Source organism: Niastella vici (genome assembly GCF_002077945.1).
Classification (GTDB): Bacteria; Bacteroidota; Bacteroidia; order Chitinophagales; family Chitinophagaceae; genus Niastella; species Niastella vici.
On record NZ_LVYD01000044.1, the window covers coordinates 313,282 to 336,546 of the forward strand.

At 45.6% G+C, this 23,265-nt stretch carries 14 protein-coding genes; 12 read left to right on the top strand and 2 right to left on the bottom strand.

Annotated features, from left to right (window positions below):
* Nucleotides 1–8 precede the first annotated feature (8 nt).
* From A3860_RS15300 to A3860_RS15355, 12 genes are all read left to right on the top strand, one after another.
* Complete coding sequence (locus tag A3860_RS15300) at nt 9–2,309, top strand: glycoside hydrolase family 20 protein (RefSeq protein WP_081147584.1); 2,301 nt, start codon at nt 9–11, stop codon at nt 2,307–2,309.
* A 167-nt stretch (nt 2,310–2,476) separates the two neighbouring features.
* Nucleotides 2,477–5,029: a hypothetical protein gene (locus tag A3860_RS15305; protein WP_143774113.1), complete on the top strand. Its 2,553-nt coding sequence runs from the start codon at nt 2,477–2,479 to the stop codon at nt 5,027–5,029.
* Nucleotides 5,030–5,034: 5 nt separating this feature from the next.
* Nucleotides 5,035–7,242 carry a glycoside hydrolase family 3 C-terminal domain-containing protein gene (locus A3860_RS15310; RefSeq protein WP_216823452.1) on the top strand — a complete coding sequence of 736 codons (2,208 nt, stop codon included), beginning with the start codon at nt 5,035–5,037 and terminating at the stop codon, nt 7,240–7,242.
* A gap of 21 nt (nt 7,243–7,263) precedes the next feature.
* Complete coding sequence (locus A3860_RS15315; protein WP_081147587.1) at nt 7,264–9,585, top strand: hypothetical protein; 2,322 nt, start codon at nt 7,264–7,266, stop codon at nt 9,583–9,585.
* 14 nt (nt 9,586–9,599) lie between these two features.
* Nucleotides 9,600–11,291: a family 43 glycosylhydrolase gene (locus A3860_RS15320; RefSeq protein ID WP_081147588.1), complete on the top strand. Its 1,692-nt coding sequence runs from the start codon at nt 9,600–9,602 to the stop codon at nt 11,289–11,291.
* A gap of 111 nt (nt 11,292–11,402) precedes the next feature.
* Nucleotides 11,403–12,308, top strand: a complete 906-nt coding sequence (locus A3860_RS15325) for an aldo/keto reductase (RefSeq protein ID WP_158085266.1) — start codon at nt 11,403–11,405, stop codon at nt 12,306–12,308.
* Nucleotides 12,289–13,461 carry a mandelate racemase/muconate lactonizing enzyme family protein gene (locus A3860_RS15330; RefSeq protein ID WP_081147590.1) on the top strand — a complete coding sequence of 391 codons (1,173 nt, stop codon included), beginning with the start codon at nt 12,289–12,291 and terminating at the stop codon, nt 13,459–13,461. The genes A3860_RS15325 and A3860_RS15330 overlap by 20 nt, the downstream gene beginning before the upstream one ends.
* A gap of 9 nt (nt 13,462–13,470) precedes the next feature.
* Nucleotides 13,471–15,030 (top strand): sodium:solute symporter family transporter, encoded by a 1,560-nt coding sequence (locus tag A3860_RS15335; RefSeq protein ID WP_158085267.1) that lies wholly within the window; start codon nt 13,471–13,473, stop codon nt 15,028–15,030.
* 18 nt (nt 15,031–15,048) lie between these two features.
* A complete protein-coding gene (locus tag A3860_RS15340; protein ID WP_081147592.1) occupies nt 15,049–15,486 on the top strand; it encodes an L-rhamnose mutarotase in 438 nt (145 codons plus the stop codon).
* Nucleotides 15,487–15,763: 277 nt separating this feature from the next.
* Nucleotides 15,764–18,883: a SusC/RagA family TonB-linked outer membrane protein gene (locus A3860_RS15345; RefSeq protein WP_081147593.1), complete on the top strand. Its 3,120-nt coding sequence runs from the start codon at nt 15,764–15,766 to the stop codon at nt 18,881–18,883.
* Nucleotides 18,884–18,903: 20 nt separating this feature from the next.
* Nucleotides 18,904–20,715: a RagB/SusD family nutrient uptake outer membrane protein gene (locus A3860_RS15350; protein WP_081147594.1), complete on the top strand. Its 1,812-nt coding sequence runs from the start codon at nt 18,904–18,906 to the stop codon at nt 20,713–20,715.
* Between the two features lie 345 nt (nt 20,716–21,060).
* Nucleotides 21,061–21,492, top strand: a complete 432-nt coding sequence (locus A3860_RS15355; RefSeq protein WP_081147595.1) for a lipocalin-like domain-containing protein — start codon at nt 21,061–21,063, stop codon at nt 21,490–21,492.
* Nucleotides 21,493–21,691: 199 nt separating this feature from the next.
* Here A3860_RS15355 and A3860_RS15360 read toward each other — a convergent pair whose 3' ends face one another.
* Both A3860_RS15360 and A3860_RS41645 read right to left on the bottom strand, forming a co-directional pair.
* Nucleotides 21,692–22,567, bottom strand: coding sequence for an AraC family transcriptional regulator (locus A3860_RS15360; RefSeq protein ID WP_158085268.1), 876 nt, complete (start codon nt 22,565–22,567; stop codon nt 21,692–21,694).
* 516 nt (nt 22,568–23,083) lie between these two features.
* On the bottom strand, nt 23,084–23,265 hold a 182-nt coding region (locus tag A3860_RS41645; RefSeq protein ID WP_216823453.1), incomplete at its 5' end, for a thioredoxin domain-containing protein.

Consider the following 23,265-nt stretch of genomic DNA (forward strand, 5'->3'; position numbering starts at 1 on the left):
GCCAAACAATGAATAAGGTACTGTTATTAGTGGGTTCTTTTTTTCTGCCGTTTTTATTAGCAGGGCAGCAGGTAAATATTATTCCGCAACCGGTAAGTGTTGAACAGTTGCCCGGAAGTTTTAGTATTGATGCCAATACCACCCTGAAGATAAAGCCGGGTGACGAAGCGCTGCAATCACTGGCCGTTTACCTGCAGCAACATATAAAGCAACAATATGGAATTGAATTGTCCATTAATGGCAACAGTGGCAAACGTATTGAGCTGGTTAAAAAAAGAGTGCGGTCGGCTGGCGATGAGGGTTATTTACTGACCATTTCAACCGGTAACATCCGGATCGCCGCACCAACAGGCGCCGGGATCTTTTATGGAATGCAATCGCTTTTACAGTTACTGCCGGTTACAGGTGCGGTAGCGGCTGTAAACGTGCCTGCGGTAAAAATAAAAGATAAGCCCCGGTTTAGCTGGCGGGGTATGCACCTCGATGTAAGCCGGCATTTCTTTCCTGCTTCCTTTATAAAAGAATATATTGACCTGCTCGCTTATTATAAACTCAATGTGTTTCACTGGCACTTGGTTGATGACCAGGGCTGGCGCATTGAAATAAAAAAATATCCCAAATTAACGGAGACAGGGGCCTGGCGCGTTGATCATACTGATATGGTATGGGGCAGCAGACCGGTGGCCCAACCGGGCGAAAACCCTTCCTATGGCGGATTTTATACCCAGAATGAGATCAGGGAGATTGTTAAATATGCAACCGAACGCCATGTTACCATTGTGCCCGAAATTGAGATGCCGGGGCATGTGGCCTCCGCCATTGCAGCATACCCTTTCTTAAGTTGCACACAGGCGCCGCAGTTGCCATTGACTGGTGGTAACTATACCAACGCGTCCTCAAACTACTGCGCCGGGAACGACAGTGTTTTTACATTCCTGGAAGATGTACTGAATGAAGTGCTCACATTATTTCCTTCAAATTACATTCATATCGGTGGTGATGAAGTGGATAAAAGCAACTGGAAGAAATGTGTGCGTTGCCAGGCTCGCATGAAATTGCTACAGCTGAAGAATGAAGAAGAGCTGCAGAGCTATTTTATAAAACGTATTGAGCAATTCCTGATAAGCAAACAACGGAAAATGATAGGCTGGGATGAAATACTGGAAGGCGGCCTGGCGCCCGAAGCCACTGTAATGAGCTGGCGGGGCGAGTCGGGCGGTATAGAGGCGGCCAAAATGAAACACCAGGTGGTAATGACGCCGGGTGAACCCCTGTATTTTGATCATTACCAGGCGGGCCCCGCAGGCGAACCCAGGGCTATTGGTGGATTTAATTCGCTTAAAAAGGTGTATGGTTATGACCCTATACCTGCCGAGCTTACAAAAAAGCAGGGCCGTTTTATAATGGGCGCGCAGGCCAATGTGTGGACGGAATACATAACCACCAGCAAACACGTGGAATATATGGTGCTGCCAAGAATGCTGGCGTTGGCTGAAGTGGTATGGACCCCCAAAGAACATAAGTCCTGGGATAGTTTTAACGAGCGGCTGCAACCCCATTTCCGGTTGTTTGAAGCCAGGAATTTTAATTATTGTAAGGGAAATTTTACTGTTCAGCTACAACCTAAAGCCGAAAACGGGACCCTGTTTGTAAACCTCAGTACTGAAGCTTATAAAGGCGATGTGTATTATACCCTTGATGGCACTACTCCCTCTGTTACCAGTAACAGGTTCATAACGCCTGTAAAAATTGATACATCCCTTACTGTGAAGGCTGTAACGGTTGTGAACGGAAACGTGATGGGTACTGTGGTGGAACAACAGTCCTTTGTAAAGCATCAGGCGGTTGGTGGCAATATGAGCTATGCCAATCCCATTAGCCGGTATTATATGGCCGATGGGCCCAATACGCTGACCGATGGCATAAGAGGGAAGAACAGGTTGAACAGGTACTGGTTAGGGTTTTCGGGAAAAGAACTGATTGCCACCCTCGATATGGGAACCGAAAAACAGGTGCACCAGGTAACGCTGGGTTGTATACAGCAATACGGCGATTGGGTGTTTTTGCCACAATGGGTGAAGTTTGAAGTCTCCAGGGACGGCATTAATTATACCGCATTACAGGTGGTCAATAACCCCATACCGGTAAACGAAAAAAGTTCAACTATCTACGATTTTACAACCACCTTTAAAAAGCAGGGCGCAAGGTATATCCGCGTCACTGGTAAAATACTGGATGCCTGTCCTGAGGGACATCCGGGCGCAGGAAAACCCGCCTGGCTATTTGCTGATGAAATTATTGTTGATTAATAACAATTTTCCGGAAGCAAAAAAGCATTGGAACATGTCAAAATCACGTATTTAAAAAATTGTCAAATCAGGTAATTTTAATCCTTCAAACGAGGCTAAAAATAATTGCCGGCCTCCGTAAATTCCTGCCTTACCAAAACGGGTTAATTAAAAAGCTAAAATAAAATATGAACCACTTCGGTCTCGGGAAACTGCGAATGGCCCTGTATGCATGCATACTGCTTTCACCGGTACAGCGGCTGTTTGCGCAGGCCTTTCAATTGCAAACGCAGTATGCCCGCATATCTGTTGACAATAAAGGTTTTGTTACATCCATAAAAGATAAGGGAACAGGCCGGGAATATTGTCCTGCAGGGATGTCCTCGGCGTTGATGAGTTTGCAAAGCAATAAGCAGGAGATCCTGCCGCAAAAAGCAGTTTATAATGCAGCTGGTAAAGAAATTGTGTTGACCTATGCTAATGGATCAGTAGCCCGCATAAAGGCAGAACAAAAAACGCAATACCTGCGCTTTCAATTACTGGCCTTAACAAAAAGTGATGATATCGATAACATAGTGTGGGGACCATACAAAACCAATATTTCAAAAACCATTGGCGATGTGATAGGGGTGGTACGCAATGATGATTTTGCCATTGGTTTGCTGGGGTTAGATGATAATACAACGAGTGGCCCGCCCACGGGTGGCGATCTGTCGTTCATGTATTACTATATACACTCGCCCGACCCTAAAAAATATCCGCTGCCGGCGCATCTTAAAGAAGGGCAAACCTTCAGTATTGGCGGTGATGGGGTAAATGATGTGGCTTTTTATTCTAACCCTGAAGAGTATTTCAGAATGAATTATGGAAACGGTGCAAAACTGGAGCCGGCCTTCGGTTCTACCATTTGCATGCATGCAAGGGACCGCCGCAAAGAGCAAATGATCCGTTTTCCTGAATATCCGGATAATATAGATGGAAAAGCGAACTCGAGCCGTTACCAGCTCGTGCTTCCCACCAACGCGCAATTTATAGGATCATCCCTGGCTTTTTATGCCTGCCCCGATTCATTGGGATTAAAGACCATTGAAAAGGTCGTGCTGAATGAAGGATTACCACATCCTATGATCGATGGCAAATGGATAAAAGATCCTGCCGCCTATCGCCCTGATATTGCCTGGTGGGGGCCGCACGATAGCCTCGCCAGTTATGCCAAACAGTTAGGCATAAAAGGAATCCAGGATGAAGGATGGGGCGAATACTATCCTAACCCCGCCAACCGGTTTACGAACAGGCAGATCGGGTTTAAGAGTTCATCCATGAGCATACCCGATTATGGCGCCCTGATGCAACAAAATGGCCTCCGTTACGGGCTGCATACGCTTTGTGAGTTTTTACAACCGGGAAGCAGCGATGTATCACCGGTGCCCAGTGACAGCCTCGGTATTATGCAGCGTACTTTCATCACAAAAGATCTTTCGCCCGATGATACGGTTATCACTGTTACCGACACGGCTTACTTTAATGAATTTGGCGGTTGGGAAGGCAATCATACCAATGTGCTGAAAATTGGAAAAGAGTTAATCGAATACAACGGCATTACTACCACACCACCGTATACCTTCCTGAAAATAAAAAGAGGTTTTCATAGATCGGTTCGGGGTACTTACAAAGCCGGTACCATGATCGTGAAATTGCAACCGAATTGTTATCGCGGGTTTGTGCCCGATATGAATTTGCAGGAAGTGTATGCTGACTATTACGGCAAATGGCTTACTGAAGGCAAAATGGATTATATAGATTTTGACGGCCTTGAAAGTTGCATGTACCAGGGGCATGGGCAATATTCATTCAAACGCTTTTTCAGGGGGCTTTTTGATAGTTACACAAGAAATGGCGGCAGGTACCTGCGGGTGATGGGCAGCGCCGTGTACGAAGGCAGCTGGCATTATATGAGTGTTTGCAATGTAGGCGGCGGTGATAACATGTTCAGCCCGGTGCTCAATAAATGGGGTATAGAAGGGAAAGACATGCGCTATGTTTTTGAAGGCAGTTATTTCCCGGCTACATTCGGCATCCAGGGCCTGCAAACAGGTTGGACGGTTTACGATATCGAGAACCTGCAGGCAAAATCTATTGGCTGGAACGCCACCTATATGCTGGGCATTAGCCAGGGTACGTTGGAGAAATGCGCCAACAAACAGGCGCTCATCGATGCTTTCCGCACCTGGGAAGATGCGCGGGTGGCGCAATTATTTACAAAAGCGCAAAAAGAAAAGCTGAAAGACCTTTCGCATAAATTTCACCTTACGCGCATTAAAAGTAAAGTGTACCTGTTATCTCCGGTGCAGGAGAACCGGTACCGCAATCAACCCCTGGTTAAGGCAGCGCAACCGCTTGAACTGAACAATGAATTTGATGCGCAACCGCTTGATCTCACTATACGCATCGATGCACCGAAAGAAGCACATGCCGATGGTCTTAAAATTACGGTAGATGGCGCCGTTATAACCATTGACCGCAAATTGATGCCGGGGCAACAGCTCATTTATCAGAATAATAGATTATACCTGGCCGATGCCGGCCGCAATAAGCTGGAGGAATTTCCGGTAACAAAGAAGTTGAATTTGCCAAAGGGGCGTTCAACAATTACGGTAGAAGTATTGGGACAACAGGATGATAAAATAAAATTTGAACTGGTGGTAGCTGCCATCGGAAAAGGAGAAAAGATCGGAAAATGAAAAGAATGAAAGTTTCTTTAGTGGCCCTGGGCTTAACCTGCTGTACAATTGTAAAAGCGCAGGAGTACAAAAGTTATCCCATGTGGAATGCGGCCTTGCCGGTTGAACAAAGAGTGACCGACCTGGTAAGCCGGTTGACCCTCGAAGAAAAAGTAGCCCAAATGTTGAATACGGCGCCAGCCATCCCACGCCTCGGTATTCCGGCCTATGAATGGTGGAATGAAGTGCTGCATGGTGTTGCGCGTACCCCTTACAAAACAACCGTGTTTCCCCAGGCCATAGCAATGGCGGCAACCTGGGATACGGCGTCCCTGAAATTGATGGCGCATTATTCGGCTATAGAAGGCCGCGCCATTAATAACAGGGCTGTAGAGGAAGGAAAAACAGGCGACCGCTATAAAGGACTTACTTACTGGACCCCCAACATCAATATTTTTCGTGATCCCCGGTGGGGAAGGGGGCAGGAAACCTATGGCGAAGATCCGTTCCTGACAGCAAAGCTCGGCGCAGCCTTTGTAAGCGGGTTGCAGGGCGACGATCCCCGTTACCTGCTGGCAGCCGCCTGCGCAAAGCACTATGCGGTGCACAGCGGTCCCGAACCTACCCGGCATACTGATAATATCAACCCCGGGTTGCATGATCTGTGGGATACTTATTTACCAGCATTCAGGGAACTCGTAGTGAATGCTAAGGTGGCTGGTGTTATGTGTGCCTATAATGCGATCAATGGTCAGCCCTGTTGCGGCAACGATCTGTTGATGAATGATATTCTTCGCAATCAATGGAAGTTCACCGGCTATGTAACAAGTGATTGCTGGGCCATTGATGATTTTGTAAAAAATCACAAGACGCATGCTACCACGGCTGCAGCTGCCGCAGATGCAGTAATGCATGGAACCGATGTGGAGTGCGGCACTTCCGTATATAAGTCTCTGGTGAACGCTGTGAAGGACCATATAATCGAGGAGAAGCAAATTGATAGCTCATTAAAACGGTTGTTCACCATTCGTTACCGGTTGGGTATGTTCGATCCAACACAGGATGTACCATATACAAAAATACCTTTCTCTGTGCTGGAAGCACCCGAACACAAAGCGCTTGCCCTGAAAATGGCGCAGCAATCAATTGTGTTGCTAAAGAACGAGCACAACCTGTTACCGCTGAGTACCCGGTTAAAAAAAGTGGCGGTCATAGGTCCAAATGCCGATAACCGGAATGCCCTGTTGGGAAATTATAACGGGCACCCCTCACATACCGTATCCATACTGGAAGGCATCAGGGAAAAACTGGGCGCCAATGTTGACCTTCGCTATGAGCAGGGAATAGATTATACCAGTGATGTGGCGCCTTCCAAAGACAGCGCAGGTAAAAAAGCCGATCTGAAGGCAATAGCAGCAAGAGCCGCCGATGCAGATGTCATTATTTATGTGGGGGGCATTTCACCTGACCTGGAAGGCGAGGAAATGTCGGTAAATGCGGTGGGGTTTAAAGGGGGCGACAGAACATCTATTTTATTGCCGGCAGTACAAACCGAATTGCTTAAAGAACTGAAAGCAACGGGCAAACCCGTGGTGTTTATAGTATTAACAGGAAGTGCCATAGCGATTCCCTGGGAAAAGGAAAGTATTCCTGCTATCCTCAACGCATGGTATGGCGGCCAGGGGGCTGGATCAGCTGTTGCCGCTGTATTGTTTGGTTCATGTAATCCCGGGGGTCGCTTGCCTGTTACCTTTTATGGCAGTGATAGCGATCTGCCCGCCTTTTCTGATTACAGTATGCAGGGGCGCACCTATCGTTATTTTAAAGGCGAAGCCTTATTTCCATTCGGTTATGGATTAAGCTACACCACCTTTAAATACAGCCATGTTCAAATGCCGGCAACCATGCAGAAGGGGAAACCCATTATGGTAACTGCAGCCGTTACGAACACCGGCCGGTACGATGGAGAAGAAGTAGTGCAGTTGTATTGCTCATATCCGGAGGTAAATGCACCCATCCGGGCATTAAAAGGGTTCCAGCGGTTTAAGGTACGAAAAGGAGAAACCAGGATGATCGTCTTCAGGCTGCAGCCCGAAGATCTGATGGTGGTAGATGATTCGGGTAACCAGTACCAGCCCACCGGCAAACTGGTGATCAGTGTTGGGGGCGGACAACCAATAGCCACCATAAAGACCACCTCGAATGTGGTTACAAAAACTATTTTGATCAAATAAAATAAAAGGGAAAGTATAACCATGGGAAGGGCAAAGCTGTTATTGGCGCTCGTTAGTGCAGGCCTGGCTTCTTCATTCACAAATGCTCAACTGCCTGAAAGCGTAAACAAATTCCTGGAACCGCTGAATGGAATTGTTCAATACAATATTGAAACGTTTTCAGGGACCGATCTGGTAAGCAGAAGAACCTTTCCCGGAAACCAGTTGAACACCGGTTCAGCAGTGTGGGCATTGAACCTGGTAACGAAACCGGTACCGGGGCAACCGGATGCCATTGATGTAACCGCCGGTTTTACCTTGCAAAAGGGACAGGCAACGGCAACAGCAGTGAGCATATCGATCGATTTCGGGCAATGGAGCCGCACCAATTATGTAATGGTGCCGGCCGTTGTTTATAACGGCAACCGGTACCGTTCAATTGGGAATGGCTATAACCCGCCGTATCCGAAAGATATGTTTTACAATCCGCAGGCGCCGCTTACCATTTCCAACAATCCACGTTTGTCAGTTGAGGAAGGAAAGCCGGCTGTAATTGAACTGCAAACCGGGAATGCCGCCACGCCGGCCATGTGCTTTTTAGCTGCAACCACAAAAAAAGGATTCATCCTGTTAACTGAACAACAAACGAAATTCGGGAACAGTGGTTTAACCATTTCCGAGAATGCCGCACAGGACAGCAGCCGCTTTGCGGTTTCTGCCCCGGCGGTACGGAAACTGGCGCCTGGCTTTGGCGATTTTCATAAGAGTGGTGATAAGGCCCCTGACTGGAATGCGGGGGATGCCGTTTCCATTCACTTCCGTTTGTATGTGTTCAACGCGCAAAACATTCCCGCGCTGCTTGTAAAATTTAACCAGGTGCGCAAACAGGTAACAGGCCCTAACCAACCACGGAACCAGTTGCCTATGAGTAAATACCTGCAACTGGCCACCACCATTTGCAGCAATAATTTTGTTACGGTCCCTGTTGGCAGTTATTATTTGCCTGAAAATAATAAAGATTTTCAATTGGGCTGGGTAAGTGGCATGATGAACAGTTACCCCATGCTGGCATTGAATAATGAAACAGAAAGAAAAAGGGTGGCGGCCGAGCTTGATTTCGTAGTGGCAAAGCTGCAGGGAAAGAGCGGTTATTTTTATGGTGGTATTAAGGCCGAAGGGGAACTAAGGGGCGATAAACCAAATCCATATTCAGTTCAGCTCACCGCCATGGTGCGAAAGAACAGCGATGCGCTGCTTTGGTTCATGAAACACTTCCTGCTCTTCAAAGAACAGGGGCACCAGGAGATGATAAAAGTTGAATGGGAAGAAGCTGCCAGAAGATTAGCCATGGCTTTTGTAAACACCTGGAAAAAGTATGGCGAGTTTGGTCAGTATATAGAACCGGAAACAGGGGAAGTAGCTGTCTTCAATTCAACCGCCGGCGCCATTGCACCCGCAGGTTTGGCCATTGCTGCTGACTATTTTAAACAACCTGCCTGGTTGCAGGTTGCCCGGGATGCTGCGAATTATTATTACAACCGCGATGTAGTGAAGCAGGGGTTAACCGGTGGCGATTGCGGTGATATTTCGCAGGATGCCAACTCTGAAAGCGCTTATGGTTTTCTGGAATCGCTGATGGCGATGTATTACTATACCGGCGATAAAAGCTGGTTACAAAAAGCAGAAGTGCAGGCCGCGCTTTGCGCTACCTGGGCATTGTCTTATGATCCGGTGTTCCCGCCGAACAGCGAGATCGGTAAATTACAATGTAAAATGGCCGGCGCTGTGTGGGCAAGCATACAAAATAAACATGCCGCGCCGGGTATTTGTACCGCATCAGGTGATTACCTGTTCAGGTTATACCGGGCTACCGGCAATGCATTATATGCTGAGCTCATCAGGGATATACAGCATGCACATGCCGAAGCGGTGAATAGGCCGCCCGGTCATATTACCACCAACAATTTACCCGGTTCCAGCATGGAACGCATTCAACCCAGTGATGCAGAAGGCAAAGGAAGCATTGGTAATTTTATCAATACCCGCAATTCGTGGACGGAAACCAATGGCATGTTGATGGCGTTGGAACTGCCAGGTATTTATGTGCAAACAGATAAAAAGAAACTGGTTGTCTTCGATCATGTGGAAGTGCGGGTTATTAAAAGTGATAATAAGCAGTTGACGATTGAAATAAAAAATCCTACTGCTTACGATGCCAACGTGGCTGTTTTTGCCGAAACCGGTGCACAGGCTCAAAAGCCGCTGCCCTATACCGCATTTGTTCAATGGCCTAAGGTGGGCGTAAAGGCGGGTGAAACAAAACTGATTGGTATCAATACCAAAGGAAAGGTGGTTATTCAATAAAACTGTTGTTACAAATGAAGCGGTCCCTATTATGTTTGGCATTGTTGCTTGGGAAGGTGATGGCGCAAACACCAGTGAGCTTTTGTAATCCATTAAATTTAAATTACCGGTTTGGTTACGATACCCCATCTTATCGCGAGGCGGCTGACCCGGTAATACATTTGTTCAGGGGGAAATATTATTTATACGCATCAAAATCGGGTGGGTACTGGTTTTCAGATGATCTGGTAAACTGGCATTACCGGCCCTGTAAAACCCTGCCGGTCGAAGAGTATGCGCCCACCGTTGAAACCATTCACGACACGGTATTCTTTATTGCCTCAGGCGGGGGCCACAAAATATTTTATAGCACCGATCCGCAGCAGGATAACTGGAGCACATATAGCAGTACGTTTCCATTGAGTATGACAGACCCGGCATTGTTCTGCGATGACGATGGCCGGGTTTATTTTTATTATGGCTGTTCAAGCAAAGACCCCATTCGCGGAGTTGAACTGAACCCATTAAAGCAATTCGATACTATTGGCAGCCCGGTGGTCCTGATCGGCCATCATTTCAATGAATATGGCTGGGAAGAACATGGCGAATTGAACAATAATAAAAAAGATGGCTGGAACGAAGGCAGCTGGATGACGAAATACAACGGTAAATATTACCTGCAATATGCGGCTCCCGGCACCGAATTCAAGGTGTATGGCGATGGGGTATATGTTGCTGATAAACCGCTTGGGCCATTCCGTTATATGCCCAACAGCCCCTTTTCGTATAAGCCCCGGGGCTTTATCAATGGCGCAGGGCATGGAAGTACATTCAAAGATAAATATGGCAACTACTGGCATGTGGCTACCATGACCATTTCCGTGCGCCACATGTTTGAACGCCGTATTGGGTTGTTCCCCGCTTTTTTCGATAAGGAAGGCGAGCTCCATTGTTTAACGGCATTTGGCGACTATCCAATGACAATGCCTGCCCGCAAAATGAATTATGAAAAAGAAAGTTTGTTTGCGGGTTGGATGTTGCTCTCGTATAACAAGCCTGCCATTGCTTCCACATCAATCACGCAACATGCACCCGGACTGGCTTGCGATGAAGAGGTGCGCACCTGGTGGAGTGCGGCAAGTGGTGATCCCGGCGAATGGTTACAGGTAGATCTGCAAAAGAAGGGTTCGGTAAATGCCATCCAGGTAAATTTTGCCGATGAGGGCGCCACACTAAAAGCGGGCGATCCCATAAAACCATACCGGTATAAAATTGACGTCTCTATAGATAGCCTTCATTGGAGCACGCTTGTTAATAAAACTAATAATACCGCAGACATAACCCATGATTATATAGTGTTGCCCAACCCAACTGTAGCCCGGTTTGTACGCATTACGGGTTTGCAGGTGCCTGATGGGAAATTCTCCCTGTCGGGCTTCAGAATATTTGGGAAAGGCGCTGGAAAAAAGCCAATGCCTGTGACGGGTATTGGCGTTTCCAGGGATAAGCGTGATAGCAGGCGGGCGCGGGTGAGCTGGCAACCGGTTAAAAACGCAACAGGTTATGTTGTTCATTTTGGCACCAAACGCAACAAGCTGTATCATTCGGTAATGGTATACGACGATCATTTTCTCGACCTCACCGGATTAAACAGGGATGTGCCTTATTTCTTCAGTGTTGATGCATTCAATGAGAACGGGGTTACAAAGGGGCAGGCTGTACGATAATGGGGTAGGGTAAAATAGTAAGTAAAAAGATCAAAATAGGCGTTGTTTGCCCTTTTTGCCCTTACGAAATTTATCTTAACTTAAACACCCTAAGCGTTTGGACCTATGTGCATGGAACGAGTTATATTAGGAACTGCAGCCCTGGGCGGTATTTGGGGCACTGTAAAGGAAGAAGCGGCTGTTGAAACAATGTTAGCAGCCCTGGAACTGGGTATTGGCGCCATCGATACCGCACCGGCCTATGGAGATGCTGAATTGTATATAGGAAAAGCCCTGCGGCAATGGAAAGGCAAGCCTCCCGTGATCAGTACAAAAGTGGGCAGGTTACGGGGCCTTTCAATAGATCAGGGTGCTTATGATTATACAGCCTATGGCATGCACCGTAGCCTTGAGCAAAGCCTTGTTAGAACGGGCGTAAATAAAATGGGCGTCGTTTTTTTGCATGACCCGGAACAACTGCGCGAGAACCAGGTTGAAAATGTACTGAAAGCCCTGGTGTCATTTAAAGAAAAAGGGTATACTGATAAAATAGGATTGGGCGGCAATGCGCCTGCCTGGTTCGATCGCTACATTCATTCCGGTGTGTTTGATGTGGTGATGGAGTTTAATAAGTTAAATGCCTGCAATGCCTCTGCTTTAACCGAACACCTTCCGTTTTGTAACGAATACCAAATTGACTATTACGCAGCCAGTTTATTGAACATGGGACTGCTGGGAAACTGTTACGATGCTTATACAACCAACCCGCCCGCCTGGTTAGATTATTCATTTGTTGAAGCAGCTAAAAAGATAAAAGTAATTGCCGATGCGCATTCAATTCCCCTTGCATCATTGGCTCACCGGTTTGTAATATCACTACCACAGCAATTTAAGCTGGTTATTGGTCCCCGCGACCTGGTACAGCTGTTGACCACCCTGAATGATTTTGCGGCAGGACCCCTGGATGAAAGTTTGGTACATGAAATATATAAATACACTGTTGGAAATTTTTATTTAAATGAGCAGAATAGAAAATGAAACATTTAATATAACGAAAGTTTATCTGCGGGTGTTGGAACCTGCGCCGGCGGTTATCCCATTTCAGGATTCTACGATGGGCCCCTTTAATACGTTCGGGTTGGCCATACTAACAATTGAAGATGAAGATGGATGCCAGGGCGAGTCGCCTGTTTATGGATCGTATACGAATATCCTGGAAACCTGTTTGCTGCCAATACTGTTTTATTCAAAACATCTTACTTATACTGAATTATATAGAAAATTATATTGGTCGGTTCGCAATGAAGGCTTCCGCGGCCCGGCGGCGGCCCTGGTGGGGCAAATAGACATTGCCCTGCACGACCTGGCGGCCCGCAAAGCGGGAATACCTTTGCATAAATACCTGGGCGCTATCCATAACGATGTAACGGTTTATGGCAGCGGCGGTGGTACAAACTATACGCTGCAGCAACTGGAAGCAGAGGTGGACTATTTTCTGCAGGCTGGTGTAGACTGTTACAAGATGAAAGTGGGAAAAGACCATGGCGCCAATATGCAGGAAGACGTTGAGCGGGTAAAGTTTGTGCGGAACCTGGTGGGAAAGAATATGAAGCTGGCAGTAGACGCCAATCAGATCTGGACCACAGAACAGGCGCTCCGGTTTGTAGAGATGACAGCGGCGGAAGACCTGGCCTGGTTTGAAGAACCCGTGCATTCAGCATCCTATGAGCAGATACAGCAGTTATGCAGCCGCACTAAAATGGTAATATCTTATGGAGAATCTGAACGGTCATCGAAAATGTTCCCCACACTGGCAAGCATGGGCGTTCAACACCTGCAACCAGTTCCCATGCATCTGGGTGGCGTAAAAGAATGGGTGGAGGTAAAAGACCTGGCCATTAATGCAAACCTTACTTTTTCTTCCGGCGGTTATTCCATGTATACTGCGTCACTGATGGCTACTGCACCCAAACATTGCCAGGTGGAGTATTTGTATGCTATAATGGCCGGCCTGGAGCAATATTTTTACATCCGACCCCAATGGAAAAACGGAAAATTCATTCTGCCTGAAATTGACGGCATGCCGGTTCGCATCGATTGGAAATATTGTACAAACGAAAACAAGATCATCAGGTCACAAACCTGGACAAGCAAGAACGTGAAAGAATATCGTCCAAATGTATCGCTGTAATTTATTCATGTGAATGTAACCCTCACAACAGTTGACTATTTAGTCGTTCTGGGCTACGTTGTAGCACTTTTTATCATCGGATTTCTGCTGATCAGGAAAGGTGCATCAGCTGATGCCGATATTTTTTTAGGAGGCCGCTCGCTGAAATGGTGGCAGATAGGCTTCTCCCTGTTTAGCGCCAATGCAGGTCCCATGATGCTGGTAGGGTTAGCCAGTATCGGATTTTCGCGGGGGGTAGTGGGTAGTAATTTCGAGTGGCTGGCCTGGATCTTCCTGCTGCTGCTGGCCATGTTCTTCCTGCCGCATTACCTGGCCACCAGAATAAGTACCATGCCCCAGTTCCTGTTGGTGCGCTTCGGAAAACGTTCCTATAATTTCCTCGTTGTATACAGTCTTTTTTCCATACTGGTAGTATGGTTGGGCAGTGCTTTGTATGCGGGCGGGCTCATCATTTCTCAAATATTTGAATGGCCATTGATGCGGTCAGTAATATTGATCGCTTTAATGGCGACCAGCATTACAACCGTTGGCGGCTTGAAAGCAGTGGTGCGAACCGGTGTCTTTCAGTCAATCATTATAATTGTATCGTCGGTGATACTCACCTACATGGCCCTGCAAAAGATCGGCGGTGTGCATGCCTTTGTACATGCAGTGCCCGCTGATTACTGGCCATTGTTCCGTTCGGCATCAGACCCGGAGTATTCATGGCTGGCGGTCGTATTGGGATACCCGGTAGTGGCCGTTTATTATTGGTGTACCGACCAAACGATCGTGCAAAAAGTGTTGGCGGCAAAAGACCTGAAGCAGGGCCAGTATGGCGCGCTTTTTATTGCCGCGCTTAAAATATTAATGCCGTTCATTTTTATTTTTCCGGGTATCATGTGTTTTGTGCTGTATAAAGATATAGCCCAGCCTGATAATGCCTATATAACCCTGGTTAAACAGCTATTGCCACATGGTTTCCTCGGGTTGTGCGTAGCGGCGCTTATTGCCGCGCTTATCGATACGGTTTCATCGGGATTGAATTCGTTCAGTACTGTATGTACGCTGGATGTGATAAGCCGGTTAAGGGCAATGGATGAAACCCGGAAAAGAAATACCGGAAAGCTGCTTACGCTTATTGGCGCTGTACTGGCTGTATTGATCGCTTACTTATACAGTCATTCCGGAAAAAGCTTTTTTGAATTAAGCCAGGGTCTGGTGTCTATTCTGGCGCCGCCCCTGTCGGTTGTTTTTCTGGCAGGTGTTTTATGGAAAAGGGCCAACAGTATGGCTGCAGATGTTGTACTTTATGGCGGTGGATCAATTTGTATGGCAGTAGGTGTTTGCCATGTGCTTAATTTGCCTTACAAAGGATTCTGGCCGCATTTTTTAATGTTGTCGGTTTATTTATTTGTGGGGCTTGCAGTGGTAATGGTATTGGTTACTTTATTTACAAAGCCCGGTGAAAATAAAAGCTTACCTTCTTTACTCGAAACGAACAGGAAAGCAGGGCATCAACCCCGCTCGGTATGGCTGGGCTGGCTGTTGTTGGCAATCGTAATGCTGTTCATTTATTTACTGTTTTAATAAGAAATATTAATTGTCATGAACCCGAAATTTAATTGGTGCTTTGCGATGCTATTGTCTTTACTATTTGCGGGCTGTTTTCAAACAACTACCTCCAGCAAAACGGGGCCGGCGCTGGAAGAACGGGTATTTGTAGTGAACATCGCCGATGACGATATAAAGCTAAAGGAGTACCTGCAATATCATAAGCAGGTTTGGCCCGAGGTGGAAGCCGGTTTTAAAAAGGCCGGGTATAAAAAGATCGTCTTATACCGTTATGCAAATTTGCTGGTAATGACAATTACAGTGCCGGCAGGGGCCGATCTGAACAGCATGGGCAAAATTGCCGAAGGGTATGATCCCAAATGCGCTGAATGGAATAAATTAATGAGTAATTACCAGGTTGGCGTTAAAGGAACGAAACCAGGTGAAACCTGGGTTGAAGCCACTTCGTTTTACTCATTTATCAATCAATAAGCTGCAGTAAGCAATCGTTCTCCTATAATATTCATAATAGAGAAAAGCAACGGCCGTCAGATCACTTCTGATGGCCGTTGCTTTTTCATTTATCATAACAGCTGCATAATGCTAAAGCAAAGATAGCATGGGTTATAGTCAATTTGACTGTGGTTATGGGGTGTGTTATTTGTGACATTTATGAAAATTTTAATAATGAAAATGTAATGTCAAAAAAGTAAACACACTTTTTGAATTTTTCTCGCCTGATTTTTCAAAAGACCAAAACAAACTAGTTATGATGAAGCTAACGAAAATGCTATTGTCCATAGTAGGCGTCCTGAGCCTGCTTATAATCCCCGGTTTGTCAGTCGCACAGGAAGCAGTGCGCATAAGGGGAAAGGTTATTGACTCAAAGGATAAAAAGCCTTTGAGTGGTGTTACCATTCAGGAAGTAAAGGGAACGCAAAAGACAATTTCCGAACTGAATGGATATTTTCAACTAAACACAAAACTGAAACAGGAATTAACTTTTACAATGGTTGGCTATGATGCAAAGACCGTTATTGCAGATGGCACTGAGGTGATCGTTGAACTGGAAAAAACAGCAACAACGCTCGAAGATGTAATTGTGATAGGTTATGGTACACAAAAGAAAGAATTGCTCTCGGGGTCAGTGGTTACCATGAAAATGGACGATGTGCGACGTACCAGTCCCACCACATCATTAGGTAATCTGCTGGCAGGCCAAATGGCCGGCGTAAGGGTTGGTACGCCCGCAGGCGCTCCCGGAACGGCTCCCAGCATAACTGTACGTACGAAGAGTTCGATTAATGGCCAGGATGTGCTTTTTGTGATTGACGGAATGGTTACCAGTTCGGCCGATGATTTTAACAACCTGAGCCCGAATGATATTGAAACATTAACTGTACTAAAAGATGCCGCATCAACGGCCGCTTACGGGGCCCGGGCTTCCGGCGGTGTAATTGTAGTTACCACCCGCCGTGGTAAAAATGGGAAACCGCGTATCAACTATTCATTCAATACCGGCGTTGATAAAAGAGGTAAGAATGCACCTTTGACAAGTGCCATTGAAACCGGTGAAATTTATAACAGGATAAATCCTACCTCAAGCACCTTGTGGTCACAATCTGATTTTGATTATTTCAAAAACATCAATAACGGCTGGGGCTATAACCAGTTAGATGCAGTTTGGCAGGACCCTTATACCAAAAGCCATAACATCAGTATCACCGGCGGGGGCGAAAAAATAAAATATTTTGTGGGGGGCTCTTATGTAAAGCAGGGCGCTTTTATGAAGAACCTTACCTACGACAAATATAATTTTCGCGCAAATCTTACTGCCGATCTAACCCGCGATCTTACCCTTTTTGCCGGACTTTCCCTGAATAATAACAAGACTTACACCCCTACCAATACATCAGTAGGTGATGTGAACGGCATTTACCGTAAACAATTACTGTGGCAGCCGGAACAACCTGTATGGACCGATGGTGGCAACCCGATAGATTATGGCTGGATCGGTAACGTAGGCGCTGAGGTGCGGGGTGATGGCGGTTATATAAAGAACAATTATGTAAAGCCGGTTGTAAACCTGCAGGCTACTTATAAAATACCGGTGATCCCGGGTTTAAGTGCATCAACCCAGTACATAAAAGCTTATACTGCTAACCGGAACAAGACCTTTGGAAAGCGGTACGATATGTGGGTAATGAAAACAACCGGTGTACGGCAGATCAGTACGAACGACGCTGACCTGGTAACCCTCAAGAAATCATCACAGATAGGCAAGGATTTTTTAGAAGAAACCAATCGCTGGAACGAAGATTACCAACTGAACTTCCAGTTGAACTATGAGCGCACTTTCGCTAACGTGCATCACGTTAAAGGCTGGCTTACCTATGAAAGAGCGGAAGGCAGATCGGGCGGATTCACTGGGGGCCGGGAAAACTTCCCGGTATATACCACCGACCAGTGGTGGGCTACAAGCGGTGACCGCCTGGATTCTTATGTGTCGGGCAGTACAGAACAAACCATTGGCCGTAAATCGTGGGTAGGCCAGTTTTTCTATGACTACGACAATAAGTACATCGCCAACTTCACTTACCGCTACGATGGGTCGTATAAATTCCCCCAGGACAAGCGTTGGGGCTTTTTCCCTTCAGGATCGCTGGGTTGGATCATTTCAAAAGAGAATTTTTTCAATTCGGTGCGTGGCGTAGAGTTGCTTAAGTTACGCGCTTCTGCAGGTTTAACCAGTGCCGATAACATAAGTGCATTCCAGTATCAGCAAAGTTATGTTACCGGTAACAGCGCTTATTTTGGTACTTCACCTGTTACCAATGTGGGCGTTACTTATGGTTCAATAGTTAATCCCGACATCACCTGGGAAAAATCCTTTAATTACAATGTTGCGGTGGATGTGAATTTCCTCGAGCATTTTAATGCCACTGCCGATTATTTCTTTGTGCGTACGTATGATATCCTTACCGGCAGAGTAGCGGTTGTGCCGCCCACCTTTAGCCGCAGCCTCCCTTCCAGCAACTATGGAGAAGTGCAATCGAAAGGTGTTGAGTTGTCACTGGGTTACAAGAACTTTGTAGGTGATGTGAATTACTACATAAATATGAATGCGGCCTATGCAGCAGCCAAACTGATCAGACAGGATAAAAATATCACTTACCCATGGCAGAAAGATGAGGGAAATTCCATGACCCGCATCACATCCTACGTAACTACCGGCATGTTGCGTACACAAGCCGATGTGGATGCTTTTATAACTGCAAATCCTAATTACAAGTTCAATGGAATTGCGCCGGCAGCAGGACAATTGACCTATGCTGATTTGAGTGGCAAAGACGGCAAACCCGATGGCGTTATTGACTCCTGGGACGTTACTACCGTAAAGAAGAACAATAACCCGGTTGTACTGGGGCTCAACCTGGGTGTTGAATGGAAAGGTTTCACCATCGATGCCTCTTTCAGTGGAAGCCTGCACCAATGGAGAATGGTCAATAACCTGGTTAGTGGCAATGTGGAATGGAACCGGATGTGGCGTAAATGGTATACCGATGCATGGACACCCAATACACCCAATGCTACCCTCCCCATCAGGTATTCTGCAAACGATGGAACGCAGTCGGTAACGAATACGGCCAGTACATTCTGGTTGAAAAGCTCCAACTTCATTCGCATGAGATTGCTCAATATTGGCTATTCAATTCCGGCTGGCATAATTCATAAAGCAGGCCTCAACGGCCTCAGGATGTATTTCAGCGGATCGAACCTGTTCCTGATAAGCAAATTCAATAAGGATTATTTCGATCCTGAAATAGGTGATGGCTTTAGCTATCCTACGATGAAAACATACAATTTCGGTTTCAATGTGACATTGTAAAATTCAAAAACAACTACAGTATGCGATTTCATAATAATAAACTGGTTAAAACCCTTGTTGGTGTAACAACCGTTGCGTTGTTGACTGCAACTTGCAAGAAGGGGCTCGATTATACTAATAACGGGGTGATTGTTCCGGAGGCGGTTTGGGGAAATGCAACAATGATCAAAGCTTTTTTAAGTGATATCTACGGGCAAATGCCGGGTTGGCCTTTCAATGGCGGCTCAACCGATGAAGGCATTTCAACGGCTAAAAGTTTGGGTAATTACCAACGGGGTATCATTACAAAGGATAATATCGGCGTTAGCCTTTCTTACACCAATATAGACAAGGTAAATTACTTTTTGGATGAATTGGAAAATGTGAAGGCCAGTGTTTTACCCGACGATCTGAAAAAACAGTTTATGGGCGAGGCAAAATTCTGGCGCGCCTGGACTTATTGGGGAATGGTTAACCAGATCGGTGGCGTGCCTATTATCCTGCATAAACAGAATTTTAATGATATTAATGGACTTTTTGTTCCGCGGAACAAAACATCTGAATGTGTTGCCCAGATCGTGAAGGATCTGGATAGCGCTATCCTGTTGCTGCCCGGTGTTTATGCCAATCAAACTGATTATGGACGTATTACCAGGGTAGCTGCCATGGCGGTGAAGGGACGCATTTTAATGACGTATGCAAGCCCGTTGTTTAATCCTGCCAATGATGCAGCGCGCTGGCAAACGGCGTATGATGCCTGCAAGGCTGCAGTTGATTACGCCAAAAGCCAGGGCCACGCATTGCATCCGAACTTCCGCAATATCTGGTATCAGGAAAGAAATAAGGAGGTGATCATGGTGAACCAGTTCTTCTATCCCAGTCACTCCAATAATTTCAATGGCATTCGTCCTGAGCCGCTTACCAAAGATGCATCGAATAATAATCAGCCTTTGTTGTCGCTGCTGCTGGCCTTCCCCAAACGTGATGGCGCTCCTATGCAGTTTGACAAGAGCCAGCTCGGTGATGCTACGTACAATGCCCAGTTCCTGACTGATTTTTATACAAACAGGGACGATCGCTTTTATGCTACGGTCTTCTGCGGAGGTACCCCTTATCCTTGTCCCGATGAAGTTACTCCCATATATGTAAAAGGAAACAGTTATTGGAATGTTTGGCGCTACGATGCTGCCGGCAGCAAGTACGTAAATATCATTAATGTGATCCATCCGGGTATGCCCGGCAACCCGGGTATTACCGGTTTCTTTCAACGGAAAGGGCTCGATACAACGGTGACTGCCGGGTTAGGTAACCAGGCCCAGACCGATTGGGTTGAAATGCGGTTTGCAGAAGTATTAATGAACTATGGTGAATGTGCCAATGAATTGGGGAAAACAGCAGAAGCGCTCGGTGTGTTGTATCAGATAAGACAACGTGCCGGTATTGCGGCCGGTGCAGGCAATAATTACGGAGTTACTGCAGCCAACCAGCCCGAAATACGGGACGCTTATTTGGCCGAACGGCAGGTTGAGTTTGCTTTTGAGAACAAACGCTTTGGTGATCTGCGGCGCCTGAAGCGATTCGATCTGCTGAACAACCAGGGAGCCCGCCACGGCCTGTATATTACCCTGAAGACCGGTGAAACCGTTGTGCCTGCCGATAACATTATGACGGCATCAGTACGGGCTAAATTTACAGCCAACTTTATCGACAATCTCGATGGCGATCCGGCTTTCAAATTCAGCTTTGACCTAAGTCACTGGTTTTATCCGCTTGCGCCGGCAAATATTTCACAATCAAAAGATGTATTGGAACAAAATATTGAATGGGGAGGAAGTTTTGATCCCCTGAAGTAGGTTTTCTCTATAGCAGTTGTTTAGAAAAAAAAGGGGACTTTTCAGTCCCTTTTTTCATTCCATTGCAATTTTGGGATCGTATTGCTTTAAGAAATTGCGGGAAATGCCTGTTGACCGGGTGCCTTTAAGTGTCTATAAACAGATTGTATATTGACCAATATCGATTCTATTTTGACGAATTGCAAATACATGTAATGCTTATTCGTGTACATCATCAGGTAATTAAATTTTCACTTTTAAAGTGCTTTCATCTAACCCTGATGAATAAGGTAATTTTAACTTGAATTTTCAGAGACTCTCTTTTAATTTGCGCCCCGGCAAAATAGCAAAAAGTAAAATTGAAGTATGAAAGCACGAACATCAATCCTGGCAGTAATTACATGCGCTTCATCCCTGGTTGCGTGTAATAGTAATAATGAGCCTAAACAAAAGGAGAACTCAGCAGAAACAAACCCCGTAACTTCAACAACAATAGCGGAGCCTGCACCCGTTGGTAAATTGGTAGGGAAATGGGTTCAGCCCATCCCTGGTCAGGAGCCTGGTAAACAAGGGTTTCAATTAAATGCGGATGGAACCGCCAGTTCAATTAATATGCACACGCTTATTTATGATAAATGGAAGGTAAAAGGCGACACACTGATGTTGTGGAATCATACTACAGGCGTTAAAGCAGCAGGCCAGGGTATTGATACTACTATTGTTAAACAGATAACTGACTCTACTCTTATTCTGATGGAGAATGGCGGCATGGAACTTAGCTATACTCGTGAGAAATAATAATCCGGTTCCTTTTATAATCCTGCCATTGCCCATTTTTATGAAATGCTCTGACCAATTACGCACTGAACGACATTAAATATTTCACAATCAAAAGATGTATTGGAATAAAATATTGAATGGGGGAAGTTTTGATTCCCTGATGTAGGTTTTCTCTACATCAGTTGTTTAAAAAAAGGGGGCTTTTTAGTCCCTTTTTTCAATCCATTGCAATTTCGGAATCGTATTGCTTTACGAAATTGCGGGGCGACATTTTCTTTACCTCTTTAAAATGTTTGTTGAAGTTGGAAAGGTTGTTATAGCCGCAATCAAAACAGGCCTCGGTTACGTTGTGTTTGCCCTCCAGTAATAATTTGGCCGCATGGCCAATCCTGATCTCTTTTACAAAATCTATTAATGTTCTATTGGTCTTTGTTTTGAAAAAGCGGCAGAAGGCTGCCGGCGACATGGGGATAATATCTGCCACCTCCTTTAAGCTGATCTCCTGTTTGAAATTGGCAAAAATGTATTCAAATACCCTGTTTAATTTCTGGGCATCGCCCGAATTGCCAACCTGGTGAAAATAGGGCGAACTAAGGATCTGGGCATTTTCTGACCGGGCAAGGATATCGAGTAATTGTAACATAAGCGCTGCCCGCCTAAGGCCGGTTTCAACCAGCATCTGTTGCATGATCACTTTTGCCTCTAACCTGGTGGGTTCTGTAAAGATCACCCCTTTGGCTGCATCATCAAGAAGCCGGTTCATTTGTTTTGCCTCCGGCTTGTTAAGCAGGTCTTTTCCCAGGAAATCAGGGAAAAAATGGATCACAATTGCCTCTGGTGCTATCAGGGGATCCATCGTTTTATAATATTGCCAGCAATGGGGCAAATAACTGCCCAGTAATACCAGTTCTTCACCTTCAAAGTCCTGAATATGATCACCTATGAACCGTTTGCCACAACAATTTTCAATTAATGCTATTTCAAAATTAACATGTGATTTTAAGGCAGTGTATTTCCTTACTTCCAGTTTTTCAGATCTTATGGTAAAAGACTGATCGGGGGGAAAGGTGAAATTTTCGTAAATGTATTGCATATACTTGTTGGCACCTGCCATTAGAGGTTATAAAAAATATAACTGTTACAACGCAAATAAAGCATCAGATGTCGTCAATTTAACTATTGCCCAAGGTTGATAAGTTGAAGATATTTGAGGCCTTATTTCATTTGCTTTCTAATACCAGGCTTAATGAATATGGCATGACCAAAGTTACTATATTCTTTATTCTTTCTGACGTTGGTTAAATATTGACGCAAACGAGTGCGTAATGTATTGCCGTGATTATCATGATTATCAAATGGGACTGAATTCTGTAAATATAAGCTATAGCGATTTGGCCCGGAAGAGCGTTAGTTAAGGGTCGTTTTTTATGGGCGTCGTTGTAACGACAAAAAGGTTGGTTTTTACCAACCTTTTTTGCTCCCGGCCTTATCACCCAATATCTGTAATATTTTTTGAAAGCCCGATTTAAACAGAACCACAAAATGCGGCTCTTTAACAAAGCTCAATTGTTTTCTTTCAGCCGTTAATCGTAGCCGGTTTAACCCTGCTTCATTTGTTTAATTTCTCTGACAGTATTTTTCTTAATAATATCATACTGAAGTCTTTAGTTGTGGCTCTGTTATAAATGATATGTCCTTTTTTGTCTATCAAATAAAGTTGGGGAACGCCGCCTTTTCCCAATGAGCCAAAAAGCCGGTTGTCTCCAAAAACCTGTATCCAGTTCATCGAAT